Here is a 19,544-nt window from a genome sequence, read left to right as displayed (position 1 = left end):
GGGTTCGCCGGATGATGAATTGAAAAGGGGGCGCCGACCAGCGGCGCCCCCTTCTGATTTATGCCGCCTCGCTGTCCGAGCGGCGCGCGTGCTTCTTGCGCTCATGCGGGTCGAGGTAGCGCTTGCGCAGGCGGATGGCGCCCGGCGTCACCTCGACCAGCTCGTCGTCCTCGATGTAGGCGATCGCCTGCTCCAGGCTCATGCGCCGCGGCGGGATCAGCAGCAGCGCCTCATCCTTGCCGGCGGCACGGATGTTGGTGAGCTTCTTCTCCTTGATCGGATTCACGTCGAGGTCGTTCTCGCGCGAATGCTCGCCGAGGATGAGCCCGACATAGACCTTCACGCCGGGGTCGACGAAGAGCGTGCCGCGGTCCTGCAGGTAGAACAGCGCGTACTGGATCGCCTCGCCATCCGAGTTGCTGATCAGCGAGCCGTTGCGACGGCCCTCGATCGGGCCGGCCCAGGGCTGATAGCCATGGAACAGCCGGTTCATGATGCCGGTGCCGCGGGTGTCCGTCATGAACTCGCCGTGGTAGCCGATCAGGCCGCGCGACGGGATGATGAAGGTCAGCCGCTGCTTGTTGCCGCCCGAGGGCCGCATGTCCTGCATCTGGCCCTTGCGCATCGACATCTTCTGCACGACGGCGCCCGAGTATTCCTCGTCGACGTCGATCAGCACCTCCTCGAAGGGCTCCTCGCGGTCGCCCGTCTCCGGGTTCTCGCGGGTCAGGACGCGCGGGCGGCCGATGGTCAGCTCGAAGCCCTCGCGGCGCATCTGCTCGATGAGCACGCCGAGCTGGAGCTCGCCGCGGCCGGCCACCTCGAAGGCGTCGGATTCCTCCGACTCCTTCACCTTGATGGCGACGTTGCTCTCGGTTTCCTTGAACAGCCGGTCGCGGATCTGCCGCGACGTGACCTTCTTGCCCTCGCGGCCGCCAAGCGGGCCGTCGTTGATGCGGAAGGTCATGGCGAGCGTCGGCGGATCGACCGGGATGGCATGCAGCGGCTCGGTCACTTCCGGCGTGCAGACGGTGTCCGGGATGGTGCCATTCTCGAGCCCGGCGATGGCGATGATGTCGCCCGCTTCGGCGGTCTCCACCGGCACCCGCTCCAGGCCGCGGAAGGACAGCAGCTTGGTCAGCCGCCCCGTCTCCACCAGCGAGCCATCGGCGCGCAGCACCTTCAGCGGCATGTTGACGCGGGCGGTGCCCTGCTCGATGCGCCCGGTCAGGATGCGGCCGAGGAAGTTGTCGGCCTCGAGGATCGAGGCGGTCATGGCGAAGGGCGCGTCGACGTCCTTGCCCGGCGCCGGCACGTGCTTGAGGATCAGGTCGAACATCGCCGAGAGGTCCTTGCGCGGACCTTCCATGCTGTCGTCCGCCCAGCCCTGCCGGCCGGAGGCAAACAGCGTCGGGAAGTCGAGCTGCTCATCCGTGGCGCCGAGCGCGGCGAAGAGGTCGAAGACCTGGTCGTGCACGGCATGCGGCGAGCCGTCCGAGCGGTCGACCTTGTTGATGACCACGATCGGGCGGATGCCACGGGCCAGCGCCTTGGTCAGCACGAACTTGGTCTGCGGCAGCGGGCCTTCGGCCGCGTCGCACAGCACGATGGCGCCGTCGACCATGGACAGGATACGCTCGACCTCACCGCCGAAATCGGCGTGGCCGGGGGTATCGACTATGTTGATCTTCACGCCCTTCCACTCGACCGCGGTGCACTTGGCGAGGATGGTGATTCCCCGCTCGCGCTCCAGGTCGTTGCGGTCCATGGCGCGGTCGGCAACCACCTGATTGGTCCGGAAGGCGCCGGCCTGCTTCAGCAGGTTATCCACCAGCGTCGTCTTGCCGTGGTCGACGTGGGCGATGATAGCGACGTTACGGAGTTCCATTAGGGGGCCTTGCTTCCCATGCGGCCGCAAAGCAAAGCAAAACCCGACCCCAACCCTGCGTTTCGAACGCGGTCGGGGATCGGGCAGAGCAGGCAGGCGGCTTGTTGCAGCGCACACATAGGGGTTTGCTGCGGAAAAAGCGAGCGTCACCTGCGCTTATGCCATGCGCATGACGCTCGCCTTGCATGCAGCGGCTCCCGGAATCCGGGAATCCGCCGCAAATCCAGGCGTTTAGCCTAGCGGGTCGGATTGCCGCCGGTGCCGCCGCCGCCCGGAGGGCTGCCCGGCTGGATCGTCGCCCCGCCCAGCCCGCCGCGGCCGCTGCCCTGCTGCGGCGTGCCCGAGCCCGGCGGCGGGGCGCCGACCCCGGACGAGCCCGAGCCCATGTTGCTGCCGGGGCTGGCGCTGCCCTGCGGCGGCTGGGTCGTGGTGCCCATGCCGGTGCTCGGCGTGCTGCCGGGGTTGCCGACGCCCGGCGAGCCGGGGGTGGAGCCGGACACGCCGCCGCTGCCGCTGCCGCCGGCCTGCACCCGGATGATGCCGTCCGCCCGGCTCATCGAGCCGCCGGCCGGGCCGCTGTCGCGCATCATCTGGCTGCCCGCGCCGCCGCCCTGGGCCGGCATGTCGCGCATCGGCGCCGCGCCGCTGCGCGCATCCGAGGGCATCGTCCGCAGCCCGGCCATCGCCTGGTCCATCTCGCGCAGCGCCCCGGCCCGGTCACGGGCCTGGATCGCGCCACGGGCGGCCGCCAGGCGCTGGAGCACCGGCCCCTGCATCGGCTGGCCGGCCTGGTCGGCCGGGGTGCTGCGGGTCAGCAGCCGGGTCTCGGACTGCTCGATCAGGTCCCGGGCCTGGGCGGTGCGGCCGGCGCGCAGGGCGGTGCTCGCCTGCTGGACCAGCTCGCCGGCATCCATCCGGTTCTCCGCCCGGGCCGCGGCCCGCTCGGCGCGCATCTTGCCATGGCGATGCCGGCCATCCTCGGCGCCACCCATGGCGTGGTGGGGCACGCCCCTCGGCATGCGCTCCGCGCCGAGGCCGGTGGTGGCCGGGGCCGGCATCGGCATGGCGCCGTTCTGCATCGGCATGTCGCGCCGCATCGGCGCATCCGCCTGCTGGGCCAGTACCGGACCGGCCAGCAGCGCGAGTCCGAGCGTCGAGGCAAGCAGCTTGGATTTCGTCATGAGGAGCGTCTCCTTGGCCTCCGGCCCAGGAGCAGACGTCCGGCCGGGGCGTTCTGGCCTTTACTGCCTGGCCCGGCAGCGAGAGAGCCGCCGGCCGACACTGGCCTTGCCCTAGCCCAACACGGTGGAGACCGGGTGGTTCCCCGGAACGGCCGCCACCAGCGCCCGCAGGTCCGCCTGCGGCCTGGCGCCGAAGTGCGAGATCACCTCCGCCGCGGCGATCGCGCCCCAGCGGCCGCACTCCGGCAGGGGCAGCCCCTGGGTCAGCGCCGCCAGGAAGCCGGCGGCATAGGCGTCGCCGGCGCCGGTGGTGTCCACGACCTCGGTCGGCACCGCCGCCACCTCGTGCCGCTCCTCCCCGGCGATGATGACGCTGCCCCGCTCGCTGCGGGTCAGCGCCACCATGGCGACGTCCTGCCGGGCCAACATCGCCGCCGTCTCGAAGTCGTCGGTCTGGTACAGCGACAGGATCTCGCTCTCGTTGGCAAAGAGGATATCCGTCTCCTCTCGCAGGAAGCGGCGGAAGGCGGCGCGGTGGCGCTCGACGCAGAAGGCGTCCGACAGGCTCAGCGCCACCAGCCGCCCCGCGCCATGCGCGGCGTCGGAGGCGGCAAAGAAGGCCTCCTGCGCCGCCGGCGGGTCGAACAGGTAGCCCTCGAGGTAGACCACCTTGGCCCGCGCCACCTCGTCCGGATCGACATCGGCGGCCGAGAAGGTCACGCAGGCGCCGAGGAAGGTGTTCATGGTCCGCTGCGCATCCGGCGTCACCAGGATCAGGCAGCGCGCGGTGGGCGCGTCGCCGACCAGCGGCGCGGTCGGGAAATGCACCCCGGCCGCCCGGATGTCGTGGCCGAAGACCTGGCCGAGCGCGTCATCCGCGACCTTGCCGAGGAAGCCGACCCGGGCGCCGAGCGCCGCCGCCACCGCGCAGGTATTGCCGGCGGAGCCGCCCGAGCTCTCGAGCCCCGGCCCCATCTGGCCATAGAGGGTTTCCGCCTCCTCCGCCCCGATCAGCCGCATGCCGCCCTTGGCGAGGCTGCGGGCTTCCAGGAATTCGTCTTCGGCGCGGGCGAGCACATCGACGATGGCGTTGCCGATGCCGAGGATGTCGAGGGTGGGCTCGCTCATGGAACGGAAGACCTCTTGTACGGTTGCGTCCGGCCGGGTGACAGGCGGAAGGCGCGGGCCATGCCCGATTAGCCTCCGCTCCGGCCGGCCGCAACCAACTAAGGGTTCCACCTGATGCTGACCGCCTGCCTGCTCGCGCTCCGGCAAATGACCGACCCGGTCTTCCTCGGGCCGCTGGCCAAGGCCTTCGGCGCCGCCCTGCTGGCCTTCCTCGGCCTGGCGGGCCTGGCCGCCTGGGGGGTCGCCGGGCTGGCCGGGGGCGAGGGCTGGCTGGCCGGCCTGGCCGGGGCACTCGGCGGGCTGCTGGTGCTGGGGCTGGCGGTCTGGCTCTTCGTGCCGGTGATGCTGGGCCTGTCCGGGCTGTTCCTCGACCCGGTGGCGGCGGCGGTGGAGCGGCGCTTCTACCCCGCCCTGCCGCCGCCCCAGGGGGCCAGCCTGATCGCCCAGGCCGGCTTCAACCTCGCCTTCGCGGCCAAGACCGGCGTCGTCGCGCTGCTGGCCCTGCCGCTGCTGCTTTTTGCCCCGCCGGTCGGGGCGGTGGCGCTCTGGCTCATCTCCACCGTGGCGCTCGGCCATGGGCTGTTCGAAGGCGTGGCCCAGCGCCGCATGCCCATCGCCGCCGCCCGCGTCCTGCGCTGGCAGCGGGAGGTGCCGGTGCTCGGCATCGGCGCTTTGCTGGCGGCCATGGCACTGGTGCCGGGGCTGAACCTGCTGGTGCCGGTGCTCGGCACCGCGGCCATGACCCATCTGCTGCATCGGTCCGCCCCGCCGCGGTGACGCGGCGCCGGGGCCGCCGGCCCCGATACGAAATTGCAACATGATCCGAATTCCACGCCACGGTTGCCGCAGCCCGTTGTGTCTTCACAACTCGGCGTGTTAGCCCGATGGCCTTGGGACAGGCCGTGTGGGGATTGCACGGTGCACCAGGATGCACCGCTGTGGGGGGGAGCACATGGCCATCTTTGGCCGCAAGCGAGACGACGGGCCGGCGGCGCCGGCCAGCGACGACACCGTGGAGCCCACGGATCCCGCAGGGCAGGGCCTCGGCCAGGAGTCGGGCCAGGCTCCCGGCCAAACTCCGGGCCAGGCCATGGGCACGCCTCCCACCGCACGTGACGCCGATATCGGCGTGCCGCCTTTCCGCCCAACCCCGAAGGACACGCCCATGATGTCGATGGCCCCGAAGCCGACCGCCGCCCCCGCAACCCCCTCCCTTGCCCCGCGCCCGGCCGCGCCGGGTGCCATGGGCGTCCCCGCCCGCCCGCAGGGCCGCTCCGATGCCGCCGAGCGCCGCACCCTCGTCGTCGGCCGCGGCATCAGCCTGCAGGGCACCGTCACCGATGCCGAGCGGCTGGTGGTCGAGGGCACCGTCGAGTCCGAGATGATCCAGGCGGCCGAGCTCTTCGTCGCGCCGACCGGCGTGTTCCGCGGCGAGGTCCAGGTCGAGGACGCCGAGATCGCCGGCCTGTTCGACGGCACCGTCACCGCCCGCGGCTCGCTGACCATCCGCGGCACCGGCAAGGTCAACGGCACCGCCCGCTACCGCAAGCTCGCGGTCGAGGAAGGGGGCCAGATGTCCGGCCGCATGGAAATGCTGACCGAGGGCAGCGCCGCCCCGGCGCCGCGCTTCAGCCCGCCGGAGGGCTGACCGGGTGCCGGCTGCCAGGGCCCGGCCCCGGCAGCCCGCCCCGCCGCGGCCTCGCCTGCCTTGCCGCCGCCGCCCGGCGGCGGTCCGCCCACCCCGAGCCGCGCCGGAGCCCGCGCCGCCCATGGCGCCCCGCCTCCCCCTCCTGCTGCTGACCCTCGGCGCCTGCGCCACCGCGGCCGAGGAACGGGCCACCGCGCTGCGGCTGGCGTTCGACAGCAGCCGCGCCAGCCTCGGCCTGCCCGCCGCGGCCGTGCCGGCGCCGCCGGCCGCGGCGCGGCTGGTCGGAACCTCGGCAGGCTTGGCCGAACCGCGCAGCCCACCACCCGCCACCGCCGCCCCCGCGGCCGCCGCGCAGCTGCTCGGGGTCGAGCCCGAGGCGCTGCGCCGCTGGCTCGGCGAGCCCTCGCTCCGCCGCCGGGAGGGCGGTGCCGAGGTCTGGCTCTATGCCGGCGCCGCCTGCGCCCTCGACCTCGTGCTCTATCCGCAGGCCGGGCGGCTGCGCGTCGCCCATGCCGGCGCCCGGGCCAGTGGCGCGGAACCGCGGACCGAGGCGCATTGCCTGCAGGAGCTCGCCGCCACCCCCGCGGCGCGGCCCATGCCCACCGGCGACCGGGACAGCTGAGCACCGCGCATGGGCCTGTTCCTCGATGTCTTCGTTCCGCCCTTCGGGCTGCTGCTGCTCGGCGCGGTGCTGAAGCGCTTCCTGCTGCCGGCCGATGCGGTCTGGGCCGGCATCGAGCGGCTGGTCTTCTGGGCGCTGATGCCGGCGCTGCTGCTCTCGGCCATCGCCTCGGTCGACCTCGCGGCCCTGCCGCTCGGCAAGATGGGGCTGGCGATCTGGCTGACGCTGCTGGCCGGCGCCGTGGTCAGCCTCGGCCTGGCGCGGCTGTTCAGGGCGGATCATCCGGCCACCACCTCGGTCTTCCAGGGCGGCATCCGCTTCAACAACCTGATGGGCTTCGCCGTCATCGGCGGGGTCTTCGGCGCCGGCGGCACGGCGCTGGGGGCGGTCGCCACCGGTCTCATCGTGCCCTTCGTGCAGACGCTGACGACCCTGGTCTTCGCCTTCGGCCCGGTGGGCGGCGGCCGGATCTCGCCGCGCCGGGTGCTGCGCCAGCTGCTGCTGAACCCGCTGCTGCTCGCCTGCGTCGGCGGCTTCGCGGTGGCGCTGCTCGGCGGCCTGCCGCCCGGGGTGAAGCCGCTGCTGCAATCGCTCGGCCAGGCCTCGGTCGCGCTCGGGCTGCTCTGCGTCGGCGCCGCCCTGTCGCTCGGCGCGCTCGGCGGCCGGCTGCCGCTGCAGCTGGCGACCAGCGCGGTCAAGCTGCTGCTGATGCCCTGCCTCGCGCTCTGGCTCGGCCGCTGGTTCGGGCTGGACCCCCTGCCGCTCGCCGCCGCGGTGATCTTCATGGCGCTGCCGACCGCGACCACCAGCTACGTCATGGCCCGCGCCATGGGCGGCGACGCGCCGCTGATGGCGGCGCTGACCAGCCTCGAGCATTTGCTCTCGGCGCTGACCCTGCCCTGCTGGATCCTGCTGCTGCAGGCGATGGTGCTGCGCGCGGGACCGTGACGCGGCGCGGGGTTTGCCGCTAGATGCAACGCAGCAGATCGGGGCGACAACGATGTTCGGACGACGGGATTTTCTGGCGGGGACCGGCGCCGTGGCGCTGGCCGGCACGGCGCGCGCGCAGGGCGTCCCGGACCGCGTCTTCCCGGACCGGCCGCTGCGCTGGGTCGTCGGCTATCCGCCGGGCGGCGCCAGCGATGTCTTCGCGCGCCTCATCGGCCAGCACATCGGCGCCCGGCTGGGCCAGACCCTGGTGGTGGAGAACCGCCCGGGCGGCGGCGCCGTCCTCGCCAGCGAGATCGTGGCCCGCAGCCCGCCCGACGGCTACACGCTGATGCACGTCGACAACGGCATCCTGACCTACAACCCGGCGCTCTATGCCCGGCTGCCCTACGACCCGGACCGGGACTTCCAGGGCGTCGGCTTCATCGGCCGATTCCCGCTGTTCATCGTCGTCCGCCCCGACAGCCCGGTGCGCGACTTCGCCGATCTCGTCGCCCGCTCGAAGGCCCAGGCGCCGAATTACGGCTCGCCCGCCGTCGCCTCCCCGCATCACCTGGCGATGGAGATGGTCAAGCGCCGCACCGGGCTCGAGGCGACGCACGTTCCCTATCGCGGCGGGCCCTCGGCGATGCAGGACCTGCTGGCCGGCAACGTCGATGCCGTGGTCATCGACTGCGCCACCGGCATCCCCTTCCTCACCAGCGGCCGGGCCAGGGCGCTCTGCGTCTTCTCCGAGGCCCGCGCCCCGCGGGCGCCGGAGGTCCCCACCTTGCGCGAGCTCGGCTTCGCCGGCGCCGTCGCCTATGGCTGGCAGGGCATGAGCGCGCCGAGCGCCGTTCCCGCCCCGATCATCGCCCGGCTGGCCGAGGCGCTGAAGGCCGGCGTCGGCGCCGAGGACGTGCAGGCGCGCTACCGCGACCTCGGCATCGAGAGCACGCCCTGGAGCCCGGCCGAATTCCAGGACTTCGTCCGCCGCGAGAACGCCGAATGGCGGCCGCTGATCCGCGAGCTGGGAATCCGGCTGGACAGCTGAGGGCGGGCCGGCCGCCGCCGCGTGATCCCCTTTCTCCTGCGCGGCCTCGCCCGCTGGCGGCGGCGCCATCCGACCCTGCCGCTGCTCGGCGATACCCGCCTGCGCCGGGAGCGGGAGGCGGCGCTGCTGCGCTGGACGGTGAAGGTGCTCGGCGCCGAGATGGCGCAGCGCTTCTACGCCGCGGGCCTCGCCGGTCCCGCCGCGCCGGTGCCGGCCGGGCCGACCCATGTCGGCGTCACCAGCCGCAGCTGCCGCCAGGCGGACATCGAGCACGACTGGCTGCGCCACTGGGCCGGGCTCATCGGCACCCCGCCGGTCTACCACCGCAAGCTCTGGGAGGATTGCTTCATCCTCCAGGCCGCCTGGGAGGCCGGGATGCTGGCACCCGGCCGCCGCGCGCTGGGCTTCGCGGTCGGCCGGGAAGCGCTGCCGGCGATCCTCGCCGCGCATGGCGTCGCGGTGGTGGCGACCGACCTCGACGCCGGCGATGCCCGGGCGCGGGACTGGATCGAGACCGGCCAGCACGGCACCGCGGCCGAGGGGCTCCACCGCCCCGCCCTGCAATCGCGGGCCGAATTCGACGCGCTGGTCCGCTTCCGCCAGGCCGACATGGCCCGGCTGCCGGCCGAGCTGCAGCAGGGCGGCTTCGACCTGGTCTGGTCGGCCTGCGCCATGGAACACCTCGGCAGCCTCGACCGCGGGCTGGCCTTCGTCGAGTCGGCGATGCGCTGCCTGAAGCCGGGCGGCATCGCCGTGCATACCACCGAGTTCAACCTCGATGCCCGGGGCGGCACGCTCGGCCGCGGCAGCACGGTGCTGTACCAGCGCCGCCACCTCGAGGCCCTGGCGCAACGCCTGGCCGCGGCCGGGCACCGGATGCTGCCGCTCGACGACGGCCATGGCGACGGCATGCTGGACCGCTTCGTCGACCTGCCGCCGCAGGAGCACGAGGCGCCGCCGCTCGGCGCGATCTTCCCGCCGCACCTCCGGCTGTCGGTGCGCGGCTTCCCGGTCACCTCGGCCGGGATCGTCGTCGTGGCGGGGCTAGGCCGGCCGTAGCCAGACCGCGATGTCGTGGAAGGCGACGCCGCCGGCCGGAGCCACCGGATCGGCGCCGACCAGGGCGTTGATGCCGATGCCCTCGGGGAAGTCGGCGCTGGGCGAGATGCCCTCCACCGCCAGCACGCCGGTCAGCAGGCCGTCGAAGCGCATCGCGGTCAGGGTCAGCGCACCGCGGGCATTGCCGATCCGCACCCGGGCGCCATCGGCGATGCCGAGCCGGTCCGCGTCCGCGGGATGCAGCCGCAGCGCCGGGCCGCCCTCCCGGCTGCGGGAGCCCGGCGTCTCGGTGAAGCTGGTATTGAGGAAGCTCCGCGCCGGCGGGGTGATGAGGCGGAAGGGCGTCGCCTCCGCCGCCTCCTCCAGGTTCAGCCAGTAGCTCGGCAGCCCCGGCATGCCTGCGGCATAGGGGCCGAGCGCCGGCCAGTCCGGCTTGAAGCGGAACCGCCCGTCGGGCTGCGGGAAGCCGGCGAAGGCCTCGCCCACCGCGATCTCATTCGCCGCCGGGATGAAGCCGGCGGCCGTCGCCGCGGCCCAGCTCCCCTTGCCGGAACTCCGCAGCGTCGCGTCCAGCACCTCCACCTCGGTCATGCCGAAGCCGGGATGCTCGGCCCCCAGCCGCGCGGCCAGGGCGCAGACCACGGCGTGGTTGCTGCGCGCCTCCCCCACCGGTTCGATCACCCGCGGCCCCACCGTCAGCGCGGTATGGCCAAGGCCCAGGTAGAGGTCGTCGTGCTCGAGGAAGGTGGTCGCGGGCAGGACGATATCGGCCAGCGCCGCGGTCGGGGTCATGAAATGCTCATGCACCGCGACGAAGAGATCCTCCCGCAGCAGGCCGCGGCGGACGGCGTGGCTGTCGGGGGCGACCTCGGCGCTGTTGGCGTTCTGGATCAGCATCGCCGCCACCGGCGGGCCGCCGGCCAGCGCCTCCCCGGCCAGCACCGCGCCGATGCGGGACTGGTCCAGCACGCGGATTTTCGGGTCGATCAGGTCGCTGCCCCAGGCGAGGCGGGTGTCGAGGCCCCAGCCGTCCAGCGCGTAGAAGAAGCCGCCGCCGCCCTGGTGCAGCCAGCTTCCGGTCAGGGCGGCGAGGCAGGAGACGGCATGCATGGTGGCCGCGCCGTTCCGCGCCCGGGTGAAGCCGACGCCGGCGCGCAGGAAGCAGCGCTTCGTCCCGGCATAGAGCCGCGCCAGGGCGAGGATATCCGCCTCCGGCACGCCGGTGACCTCGGCCGCCCAGGCCGGAGTGTGCCTGCGGATATGCGCCTCCACCGCCGCATCCCAGTCGGTATGGGCGGCCAGGAACGCGCGATCCGCCGCGCCCTCCTCGAGCGCCACCGCCATCATGGCGAGCGCCAGCGCCGCATCGGTGCCGGGGCGCAGGATCAGTCCGATGTCGGCCGCCTCGATGCTCGGCGAGCGGTAGGCATCCACCACCACCAGCTTCGCCCCGCGCCGCTTCCGCGCCCGCTGGATATGCGCCATCAGGTTGACCTGGGTCGAGACCGGGTTGCCGCCCCACATCAGGATGACATCCGCCTCCGCCACCCCGCGCGGGTCGGCGCCGCGCGCCGCGCCGTGCCCGGCCTTCCAGCCCATCTCGGCCGGGGTGATGCAGATGGTCGACTTCTGCCGCGAATAGCCCATCACGTGCCGCAGCCGGTCGAGCCCCCAGCGGCCGAGCACGCCGAGCGTCCCGCCGCTGTGGTAGGGCCAGACCGCCTCCGGCCCATGCCGGGCCGTGGCCGCCCTGAAGGCTTCAGCGATGCGGTCGAGCGCCGCGTCCCAGCCGATCGGCGCGAATTGCCCCGAGCCCTTCGGCCCGACCCGCTGCAGCGGCTGCGTCAGCCTCCCCGGGTGATGCACCCGCTCGGCATAGCGGGCGACCTTGGCGCAGCAGGTCCCGGCCGTGTAGTCGTAGGCGGCGGAGCCGCGCACCCGGCCGATGCGCGTCGGCGACAGCCGCTCCACCTCCAGCACGCAGGCGCTCGGGCAGTCGTGCGGGCAGGCGGTGCGGACGATCCGGGGGGCGAGGCTGCCGTCCATGCGACTGCTCCTTCAATTCGTCCTCATCCTGGCGCCGCGCCGAACCCGGCGCCACCCCGGAGGTTGTTGCTGGCATGATCCCAGAATCCCCCCAGGCCCTGTCCGGCGACGCCTCGAACGGCCGAAGCCTGCCCGCCCTCGCCGGCCTCCACAGCGACGATCAGGCGGCGCTCGCCGGGGCCGTCGCCATCCTCGAGGGCACCTCCCTGCCGGTGCGGCTCGCCGCCCTGGTCGGCGGCTCGGTGGAGGCGCTGAAGCGCCGGCTGCCCGAGGCCGCGCAGCGGATGATCGACGGGGCGGTGCGCCGCGCGCTCGAGACCGCGATGGGCGCGGCGATGCGCAGCGACCCCGCGCGCAACCCGACGCCGCTCTCGGGCAGCTGGCTGCATCGCGGCCTGCTCGCCGCCTCGGGCGCCGCCGGGGGTGCCTTCGGCCTGCCGGGGACGCTGGTCGAGCTGCCGGTCTCGACCACGCTGCTGCTGCGGCGCATCGCGGCGATCGCCGCCGAGGAAGGCGAGGACCTCAGCGACCCGCTGATCCAGGCGGAATGCCTGCAGGTCTTCGCCCTCGGCGGCCGCGACCCGGCCGATACCGAGGCCGAAAGCGGCTATTTCGTATTGCGGATCGCCCTGACCGAGGCGCTGAAGGGCGCGGTCGGCCGCGGGCTGGGGGCCATGCTGCCGGGCTTCCTCGGCGCCATCGCGGCGCGCTTCGGCGGGCCGGTGGCGCTGAAGCTCTCGGCCCAGGCGGCGCCGGTGGTCGGTGCGGCCGGCGGCGCGGCGGTGAACATCGCCTTCCTCGAGCATTTCTCCGGCATCGCCCGGGCGCATTTCACCATCCGCCGGCTGGAGCGGGTGCATGGCCCGGCGCTGGTGAAGGCGGGTTACGAGGCGATCCGGCGCGGGACGGCGGCCTAGCCCGCGCCCAGCGCCCGCGCGGTCTGGAAGGTGATGAAGGCCGCCGCATAGGCCAGCGCCAGCATGTAGCCGAAGCTGAACCACATCCAGCCGCGGCTGCCGGTCTCCCGCCGGATGACGCTGAGCGTCGCCACGCATTGCGGGGCGAAGATGTACCAGGCGAGGAAGGCCAGCGCCGTCGCCAGGCTCCACTTCCCGGCCAGGGCCTGGCCGAGCTGGGCCGCATCCTCCTCGGCATCCTGCACGGCATAGACGGTGCCGAGCGAGGCGACGGCCACTTCCCGCGCCGCCATGCCGGGGATCAGCGCCACGCCGATCTGCCAGTTGAAGCCGATCGGCCGCAGCACCGGCTCCACCAGGTGGCCGATGCCATAGGCGAGGCTGTACTCGATGTCGGGGCGGTCCGCCCCCTCCGGCGGCCGCGGCACCGAGGAAAGGAACCAGATCACCACCATCATCGAGAGGATGATGGTCCCGGCCCGGCGCAGGAAGGCCTGGGCCCGCTGCCACAGCGCCAGCAGCACGTTGCGCCAGCGCGGCAGCTTGTAGTCCGGCAGCTCCAGCATGAAGGGCTCGCTCGGCGTTCCCCGCCAGAGCAGCCGCTTGAACACGAAGGACATGATCAGCGCGCTGGCGATGCCGGCGGCATAGAGGCCGAACATGACCAGCCCCTGCAGCCCGATCCAGCCCCAGGCCCCGGTGCCGACCGGCCGGTCCGGGATGAAGGCGCCGATGATCAGCGTATAGACCGGGATCCGCGCCGAACACGTCATCAGCGGCGCCACCAGGATGGTGGCCAGCCGGTCCCGCCGGCTGTCGATGACCCGCGTCGCCATGATGCCCGGGATGGCGCAGGCGAAGCTCGACAGCAGCGGGATGAAGGCCCGGCCGTGCAGCCCGGCGCCGCCCATGATCCGGTCCATCAGGAAGGCGGCCCGGGCCATGTAGCCGAAATCCTCCAGCAGGAGGATGAAGAGGAACAGGATCAGGATCTGCGGCAGGAAGACCAGCACGCTGCCGACGCCGGCGATCAGCCCGTCCTGCACGAAGCTCCGCAGCAGGCCGAGCGCGCCCTCCGCCGGCAGCAGCCCGCCCACCAGCACGCCGAGCGCCTGGAAGCCGCCGTCGATCACGTCCATCGCCGGCTGCGCCCAGGCGAAGACCGCCTGGAACATCAGGAAGAGCACCGCCAGCAGAATGGCCAGCCCCGCCACCGGGTGCAGCAGCACCGCGTCCAGCCGGCGGGTGACGGCATCCCGCCGGTCCGGCGCCCGGACCGTGGCCTGGAGGATGCGGTCGGCCTCCTGCTGCAGCCGGCGGATGCCGGTCGCATCCGGCGGGGTCCAGGTGGTGGTGGCCAGCGGCGCCTCGGCCAGGTCGCCGCGCCGGTCGAGCGCCTCCAGCAGCGCCGCGGTGCCGCCGCGCCGCACCGCGACGGCGGTGACGACCGGCAGGCCGAGCTCGGCCGCCAGGCGGTCCGTGTCGATCTCCAGCCCGCGGTGCCGGGCGATGTCGAACATGTTCAGCGCCAGCAGGATCGGCCGGCCGGTCTGCTTGAGCTCCAGCGCCAGCCGCAACCCGAGCCGCAGGTTGGTGGCGTCGGCGACACAGATCAGCAGGTCCGGCGGCGGCACCGCGTCCTGGGTGCCCAGCACCACGTCGCGGGTGACGACCTCATCCGGGCTGCGGGCGCGGAGCGAATAGGTGCCGGGCAGGTCCAGCAGCAGCACGCGGCGGCCGGCGGGGGTGGTGAGCCCGCCCTCCTTCCGCTCCACCGTGACGCCGGGGTAGTTGGCGACATGCTGGCGGCTGCCGGTCAGGGCATTGAACAGGGCGGTCTTGCCGCAGTTCGGGTTGCCCACCAGGGCGACCCGCAGGTCGCGCTGCGCCTGGGCCAGGATGTTCATCGGGCGCTACTCAAGCGGCTCCACCAGGATAGCCGCCGCCTCGCGCCGGCGCAGCGCGATGGTCGCGGCATCCACCCGGACGGCGATCGGGTCGCCGCCGAACAGGCCCTGGTGCAGGATCTCGACCTGGGCGCCCTCGACGAAGCCGAGCTCCAGCAGCCGGCGCTCGATTTCCTCGGCCGGCAGGCCGCCGGACTCGAAGGCGCGCAACCCGCGGATCCGGCCGCGGAAACCGGGTCGGGCCGAGCCCAGGGCGCAGATGGCAGGCGCCGGGCGGATATCTGCGATGGCGGCATCGAAGGTGATGGACATGCGGGACCTGGCCGGTTGCCCCCCTTGTAGATGCGAACGCGTGGCATCTGCAAATCACAGGGCAGGGGTGAGACCCGGCGGCGCCATGTCGTTCCCGTCCCGGCAGGAGCATGCGCCGAAGCCGGCGCAGGGAAAAGCCCCGCGCCGGAGTCGTCAGATGTCGCGCGGCGGGCGTGGCCGGCGCGGCACGCGGGGGCCGGTGCCGAACTGTTCCTGGTGCGGCGGCCCGCGGCGCTCCCGCGGCGGCGGCGGCGGGGCGGCCAGCTCGGCCATCAATTCCCGGATCTTGGCGGCGATGGAGGTCCGCAGCTCCGGCGAAGTATGCGGCTTCATCGAATGCCAGGTCTCCTTCAGCTCGGCCAGCTGGCGCATCTTCTCCTCCCGGGTCCGCTTCAGCGGTCGGTTGTCGGAGAACTGGCCATCGAAGGAACGCATCGTACTCTCCCGGCGTGGGTGACGGCGCGGCGCCGTGGCGCGCGCCGGAGGTCCGGCAAGGGGCCGGCCCGGTTGCAGAAGTCTAGCAGAATGCCCGGCGCGATGCGCGGAGGAAGCGGTGCCGGCCAGGACCGGCACCGCTCAATGCCCCGGGGTGATGCTCAGATGTCGAGCATCAGGCGGCGCGGATCCTCGATGCTTTCCTTCACCCGCACCAGGAAGCTGACCGCCTCCTTGCCGTCGACGATCCGGTGGTCGTAGCTCAGCGCCAGGTACATCATCGGCCGGATCTCGATCTTGCCGCCGACCACCATCGGCCGCTCCTGGATCTTGTGCATCCCGAGGATGCCCGACTGCGGCGGGTTCAGGATCGGCGTGCTCATCAGGCTGCCGTAGATCCCGCCGTTGGTGATGGTGAAGCTGCCGCCGGTCATCTCCTCCAGCTTCAGCTGGCCGTCGCGGACCCGCTTGCCGAAGGCGCCGATGGTCTTCTCGATGGTGGCGAAACCCATGTCGTCGGCGTTGCGCAGCACCGGCACCACCAGCCCGTTCGGGCCGCCGACCGCGATGCCCATGTGGACGAAGTGCTTGTAGACCACCTCGTCGCCGTCGATCTCGGCGTTGACCGCCGGGAATTCCTTCAGCGCGGCGACGCAGGCCTTCACGAAGAAGGACATGAAGCCGAGCTTCACGCCGTGCTTCTTCTCGAAGGCGTCGCGGTACTCGCTCCGCAGCGCCATCGCCGCGCCCATGTCCACCTCGTTGAAGGTGGTCAGCATGGCGGCGGTGTTCTGCGCCTCCTTCAGCCGGCGGGCGATGGTGATGCGCAGCCGGGTCATCTTCACCCGCTCCTCGCCGGCATCGGCCGGGCGGGGCGCCTTGGCCGCCGGCGCGGCGGCCGGGGCCGCGGCGGGGCGGGACAGGAAGTCGAGCACGTCGCCCTTGCTGATCCGGCCGTCCTTGGCGGTGCCGGCGCCGAGCTGCTCGGCGCTCACCTTGTTCTCGGCCATCATCTTGGCGGCGGCGGGCAGCGGCGCATGCGGCGCGCCCGGCACCGCGACCGGGCCGGCCGGAACCCGCGGCTCCTCGACCTTGGGTTGCGCCGCGACGGCGGGCGCCGGGGCCGGCGCCGGCTTGGCCGCGGCCGGCTTGGCCGCGGCGCCGGCACCGGCGGCGCCGATCACGCCCAGCACCGCACCCGGCACCACCTCGGCCCCCTCGTCGGCGGCGATCGACTCGATGACCCCGGCGGTCGGGGAGGGAACCTCCACCGTCACCTTGTCGGTCTCGAGCTCGACCAGCGGCTCGTCGACCGCCACCTGCTCCCCGGCCTTCTTCAGCCAGCGGGCCACGGTCGCGCTGCTGACGCTCTCGCCCAGGGTGGGTACCAGAATATCCGTCGCCATCTCTATCGCCTTCCCATCCATGGTCGCGCCAGTCGAACCAAGACCGTCACAGTCCCAGCGCGGCCCGAACCAGGGCTTCCTGCTGCTGCTGATGTACCCGGGCGAGACCCGTCGCCGGGCTCGCCGCATCCTCGCGGCCGACGTAGTCGGGCCGCTTCGCCTTGATGTCGAGGGCCTTCAGGACCTTCTCGATCCGCCGGTCCACGAAGGTCCAGGCGCCCATGTTCTCCGGCTCCTCCTGGCACCAGACCACCTCCGCGTTGCGGTAGGGGGCCAGGGCCTGGCTGAGGCTCTGCTGCGGGAAGGGGTGGATCTGCTCCATCCGGATGATGGCGACATCCTTCACCCCCTTGTCCCGGCGTTCCTGCAGCAGGTCGTAGTAGACCTTGCCGCTGCAGAGCACGACGCGCTTCACCGCCTCCTCGGGGGCGATCGCATCGATCTCGGGGATGACGTACTTGAAGGCGCTGCCCGGGCCGAAGTCGGACAGGCTGCTGACCGCCAGCTTGTGCCGCAGCAGCGACTTCGGCGTCATCAGCACCAGCGGCTTGCGGTAATTCGCCTTCAGCTGGCGGCGCAGCGCGTGGAAGTAGTTGGCCGGGGTGGTCAGGTTGCAGACCCGCATGTTCCGCTCGGCGCAGAGCTGCAGGTAGCGCTCCAGCCGGGCCGAGGAATGCTCCGGTCCCTGCCCCTCGTAGCCATGCGGCAGCAGCATCACCAGCCCGGACATCCGCAGCCACTTCGTCTCGCCCGAGGCGATGAACTGGTCGATGATGACCTGGGCGCCGTTGGCGAAGTCGCCGAACTGCGCCTCCCACAGCACCAGCGTATGCGGGTCGGCCAGGGAATAGCCGTAGTCGTAGCCGAGCACGCCGAACTCGCTCAGCAGGCTGTTGAAGGCCTCGAAGCGCGGCTGGCCGCTGCGGATGTTGTTCAGCGGGACGTATTCCGCCTGGGTCGCCTGATCGACCAGCACCGCGTGGCGGTGGCTGAAGGTGCCGCGCTGCACGTCCTCGCCCGAGAGGCGGACGCGGTGGCCTTCCAGCAGCAGGGTGCCGAAGCCCAGCGCCTCGCCGGTCGCCCAGTCGATGCCCTCGCCCGTCTCGATCGCCTGGCGTTTCGCCTCGAGCTGCCGGGCGATCTTGGGGTTGATCCCGAAGCCCTCCGGCACCCGGGCCAGGGCGCCGCCGACCTCCCGCAGGGTCTCGAGCGGCACCGCGGTCGGGTGCAGCTGCTCCACCTGCTCGTCGGTGCCGATCGGCTTCAGCCCGGACCAGTGGCCTTCCAGCCAATCGGCCTTGTTCGGCTTGAAGTTCTGCGCCGCCTCATGCGCCTCCTCCAGCCGCTGGTTGAAGGCATCCAGGATGGCCTTCGACTCCTCGGCCGAGACGCTGCCCTCCGCCGCCAGCTTCTCGGCGTAGAGCGTGCGGGTGGTCCGCATCTCCTTGATGCGGGCATACATGATCGGCTGGGTGAAGGCCGGCTCGTCGCTCTCGTTGTGGCCGTGCCGGCGGTAGCAGACGATGTCGATCACCACGTCGGTCGAGAAGGTCTGGCGGAACTCGGCCGCAAGCCGGGAGACGAAGACCACCGCTTCCGGGTTGTCGCCGTTCACGTGCCAGATCGGCGCCTGCACCGCCTTGGCGATGTCGGTGCAGTAGAGGCCGGAATAGGCATGCGCCGGCACCGTGGTGAAGCCGATCTGGTTGTTGGTCACCAGGTGGATGGTGCCGCCGGTGCGGTAGCCGATGAGCTGGCTCATCGCCATGGTCTCATAGACCAGGCCCTGGCCGGCGAAGGCGGCATCGCCGTGCAGCAGGATGGCCATGACCGAATGCCGGCCCTTGGTGTCGCCGGCCATGTCCTGCCGCGCCCGGACCTTGCCGACCACCACCGGATCGACCGCTTCCAGATGCGAGGGATTGGGCTGCAGCGAGAGATGCACCGGGCGGCCGGCCACCTCGATGTCGGTGCTGGTGCCCAGGTGGTACTTCACGTCGCCCGAGCCCTGGACGTCGTCCGGGTTGGCGCCGACGCCCTTGAACTCGGAGAAGACCTGGGTGAAGGCCTTCTTCACCACGTTGACCAGCACGTTCAGCCGGCCGCGGTGGGCCATGCCGATCGCCATCTCGTTCACCCCGGCCTTGGCCGCGCTCTCGATGATGGTCTGGATCGCCGGGATGGTGCTCTCGCCGCCCTCGAGGCCGAAGCGCTTGGTCGAGACGTATTTGCGGGCGCAGAAGGCCTCGAAGCCCTCGGCCTCGGTCAGCTGCTCCAGGATCTGGCGCTTGCCCACCTTGTCGAAGGCGGTGCTCCAGGGCGCGCCTTCCATGTGCTGCTGGATCCAGGCCTTCTGGTCCGGGGCCTGGATGTGCATGAACTCGACGCCGATCGGCCCGCAATAGGTCGCGCGGCAGACCTCCATGATCTTGCGCGGCGTCGCGGTATCCAGGCCGAGCACGCCGTTGATGAAGACCGGCCGGTCCATGTCGGCCTCGGTGAAGCCCCAGAACTCCGGGTCCAGCTCCTGGTGCGGCTTCGGCTGCTGCAGGCCGAGCGGGTCGAGCTGCGCATGCAGGTGGCCGCGGACGCGGTAGCTGCGGATCAGCATCAGGGCGCGGATCGAATCGAGCTGGGCGCGGCGGATGACCTCGGGGTCAATGGCGGCCGCGGCGGCCGGTGCCGAAGCCTGCTTGCCCTTGGCCGCCGGCGGCGCCTCGGGCTCGGGGGCGAAGCCGCCACGCGAGCGCGGCGCCCAGGAGGCGCCGACCGCATCGCCCAGCACCGCCTTGGCGTCGTCATCGAGCAGGGCAAAGAGCTCGGCGAAGGAGGGATCGACGCTGTCGGGCTTTTCCGCCCAGCGGGCGTAGAGATCGGCGAGGAAGGCGGCGTTGGCGCCCGTCATCGCAGTCGCGAGGATATCCACTCCGGCCATCTGTCTCTCCGTGCCGGCCGAGGGAGCCGGCGGTCACTGTCAGCGCATGCGGCAGACCGCCGCATCCATATTGGACGCG

At 72.4% G+C, this 19,544-nt stretch carries 16 protein-coding genes; 7 read left to right on the top strand and 9 right to left on the bottom strand.

All coding sequences use genetic code 11. From position 1 onward, the window contains the following. Positions 1-58 precede the first annotated feature (58 nt). From typA to QWZ14_RS17790, 3 genes are all read right to left on the bottom strand, one after another. A complete protein-coding gene (gene typA, locus QWZ14_RS17800; RefSeq protein ID WP_290318131.1) occupies positions 59-1,888 on the bottom strand; it encodes a translational GTPase TypA in 1,830 nt (609 codons plus the stop codon). A 236-nt stretch (positions 1,889-2,124) separates the two neighbouring features. After that, positions 2,125-3,069 carry a hypothetical protein gene (locus QWZ14_RS17795; RefSeq protein WP_290318130.1) on the bottom strand — a complete coding sequence of 315 codons (945 nt, stop codon included), beginning with the start codon at positions 3,067-3,069 and terminating at the stop codon, positions 2,125-2,127. A gap of 111 nt (positions 3,070-3,180) precedes the next feature. Continuing rightward, complete coding sequence (locus QWZ14_RS17790; RefSeq protein WP_290318129.1) at positions 3,181-4,197, bottom strand: adenosine kinase; 1,017 nt, start codon at positions 4,195-4,197, stop codon at positions 3,181-3,183. A gap of 114 nt (positions 4,198-4,311) precedes the next feature. Here QWZ14_RS17790 and QWZ14_RS17785 point away from each other — a divergent pair, with 114 nt between their 5' ends. The 6 genes from QWZ14_RS17785 to QWZ14_RS17760 all read left to right on the top strand — a co-directional run bounded on the left by QWZ14_RS17785 (position 4,312) and on the right by QWZ14_RS17760 (position 9,507). Further along, positions 4,312-4,974 (top strand): EI24 domain-containing protein, encoded by a 663-nt coding sequence (locus tag QWZ14_RS17785; RefSeq protein WP_290318128.1) that lies wholly within the window; start codon positions 4,312-4,314, stop codon positions 4,972-4,974. A 388-nt stretch (positions 4,975-5,362) separates the two neighbouring features. After that, a complete protein-coding gene (locus QWZ14_RS17780; protein ID WP_290318127.1) occupies positions 5,363-5,845 on the top strand; it encodes a bactofilin family protein in 483 nt (160 codons plus the stop codon). Between the two features lie 121 nt (positions 5,846-5,966). Then, positions 5,967-6,467 (top strand): hypothetical protein, encoded by a 501-nt coding sequence (locus QWZ14_RS17775; RefSeq protein ID WP_290318126.1) that lies wholly within the window; start codon positions 5,967-5,969, stop codon positions 6,465-6,467. Between the two features lie 9 nt (positions 6,468-6,476). After that, positions 6,477-7,415, top strand: a complete 939-nt coding sequence (locus QWZ14_RS17770) for an AEC family transporter (protein WP_290318125.1) — start codon at positions 6,477-6,479, stop codon at positions 7,413-7,415. Between the two features lie 52 nt (positions 7,416-7,467). Continuing rightward, positions 7,468-8,448, top strand: a complete 981-nt coding sequence (locus tag QWZ14_RS17765; protein ID WP_290318124.1) for a Bug family tripartite tricarboxylate transporter substrate binding protein — start codon at positions 7,468-7,470, stop codon at positions 8,446-8,448. Positions 8,449-8,469: 21 nt separating this feature from the next. Continuing rightward, the gene (locus tag QWZ14_RS17760) at positions 8,470-9,507 is read left to right on the top strand and encodes an SAM-dependent methyltransferase (protein WP_290318123.1); all 1,038 of its coding nucleotides are present in this window, start codon (positions 8,470-8,472) and stop codon (positions 9,505-9,507) included. On the opposite strand, the gene QWZ14_RS17755 is transcribed toward QWZ14_RS17760, so the two are convergent. Further along, positions 9,493-11,553, bottom strand: a complete 2,061-nt coding sequence (locus tag QWZ14_RS17755) for a molybdopterin-containing oxidoreductase family protein (RefSeq protein ID WP_290318122.1) — start codon at positions 11,551-11,553, stop codon at positions 9,493-9,495. The two genes, QWZ14_RS17760 and QWZ14_RS17755, sit on opposite strands and share 15 nt — an antisense overlap. A 74-nt stretch (positions 11,554-11,627) precedes the next feature. Here QWZ14_RS17755 and QWZ14_RS17750 point away from each other — a divergent pair, with 74 nt between their 5' ends. After that, complete coding sequence (locus QWZ14_RS17750) at positions 11,628-12,470, top strand: EcsC family protein (RefSeq protein ID WP_290318121.1); 843 nt, start codon at positions 11,628-11,630, stop codon at positions 12,468-12,470. Here the strand turns inward: QWZ14_RS17750 and feoB are convergent. From feoB to QWZ14_RS17725, 5 genes are all read right to left on the bottom strand, one after another. Continuing rightward, a complete protein-coding gene (gene feoB / locus QWZ14_RS17745) occupies positions 12,467-14,377 on the bottom strand; it encodes a ferrous iron transport protein B (RefSeq protein WP_290318120.1) in 1,911 nt (636 codons plus the stop codon). The genes QWZ14_RS17750 and feoB overlap by 4 nt on opposite strands. A gap of 6 nt (positions 14,378-14,383) precedes the next feature. After that, on the bottom strand, positions 14,384-14,689 hold the full coding sequence (locus tag QWZ14_RS17740) for a FeoA family protein (protein WP_290318119.1): 306 nt from the start codon (positions 14,687-14,689) through the stop codon (positions 14,384-14,386). 153 nt (positions 14,690-14,842) lie between these two features. Further along, positions 14,843-15,124, bottom strand: a complete 282-nt coding sequence (locus QWZ14_RS17735) for a hypothetical protein (RefSeq protein ID WP_290318117.1) — start codon at positions 15,122-15,124, stop codon at positions 14,843-14,845. 161 nt (positions 15,125-15,285) lie between these two features. Further along, the gene (gene odhB, locus QWZ14_RS17730) at positions 15,286-16,530 is read right to left on the bottom strand and encodes a 2-oxoglutarate dehydrogenase complex dihydrolipoyllysine-residue succinyltransferase (RefSeq protein WP_290318116.1); all 1,245 of its coding nucleotides are present in this window, start codon (positions 16,528-16,530) and stop codon (positions 15,286-15,288) included. A gap of 46 nt (positions 16,531-16,576) precedes the next feature. Beyond that, on the bottom strand, positions 16,577-19,465 hold the full coding sequence (locus tag QWZ14_RS17725) for a 2-oxoglutarate dehydrogenase E1 component (protein ID WP_290318115.1): 2,889 nt from the start codon (positions 19,463-19,465) through the stop codon (positions 16,577-16,579). Positions 19,466-19,544 lie beyond the last annotated feature (79 nt).

Origin of the sequence: Paeniroseomonas aquatica (assembly GCF_030409335.1) — a bacterium.
In the GTDB taxonomy this organism is placed as follows: Bacteria; Pseudomonadota; Alphaproteobacteria; order Acetobacterales; family Acetobacteraceae; genus Belnapia; species Belnapia aquatica.
This window is presented reverse-complemented; position numbering and strand designations above follow the sequence as displayed.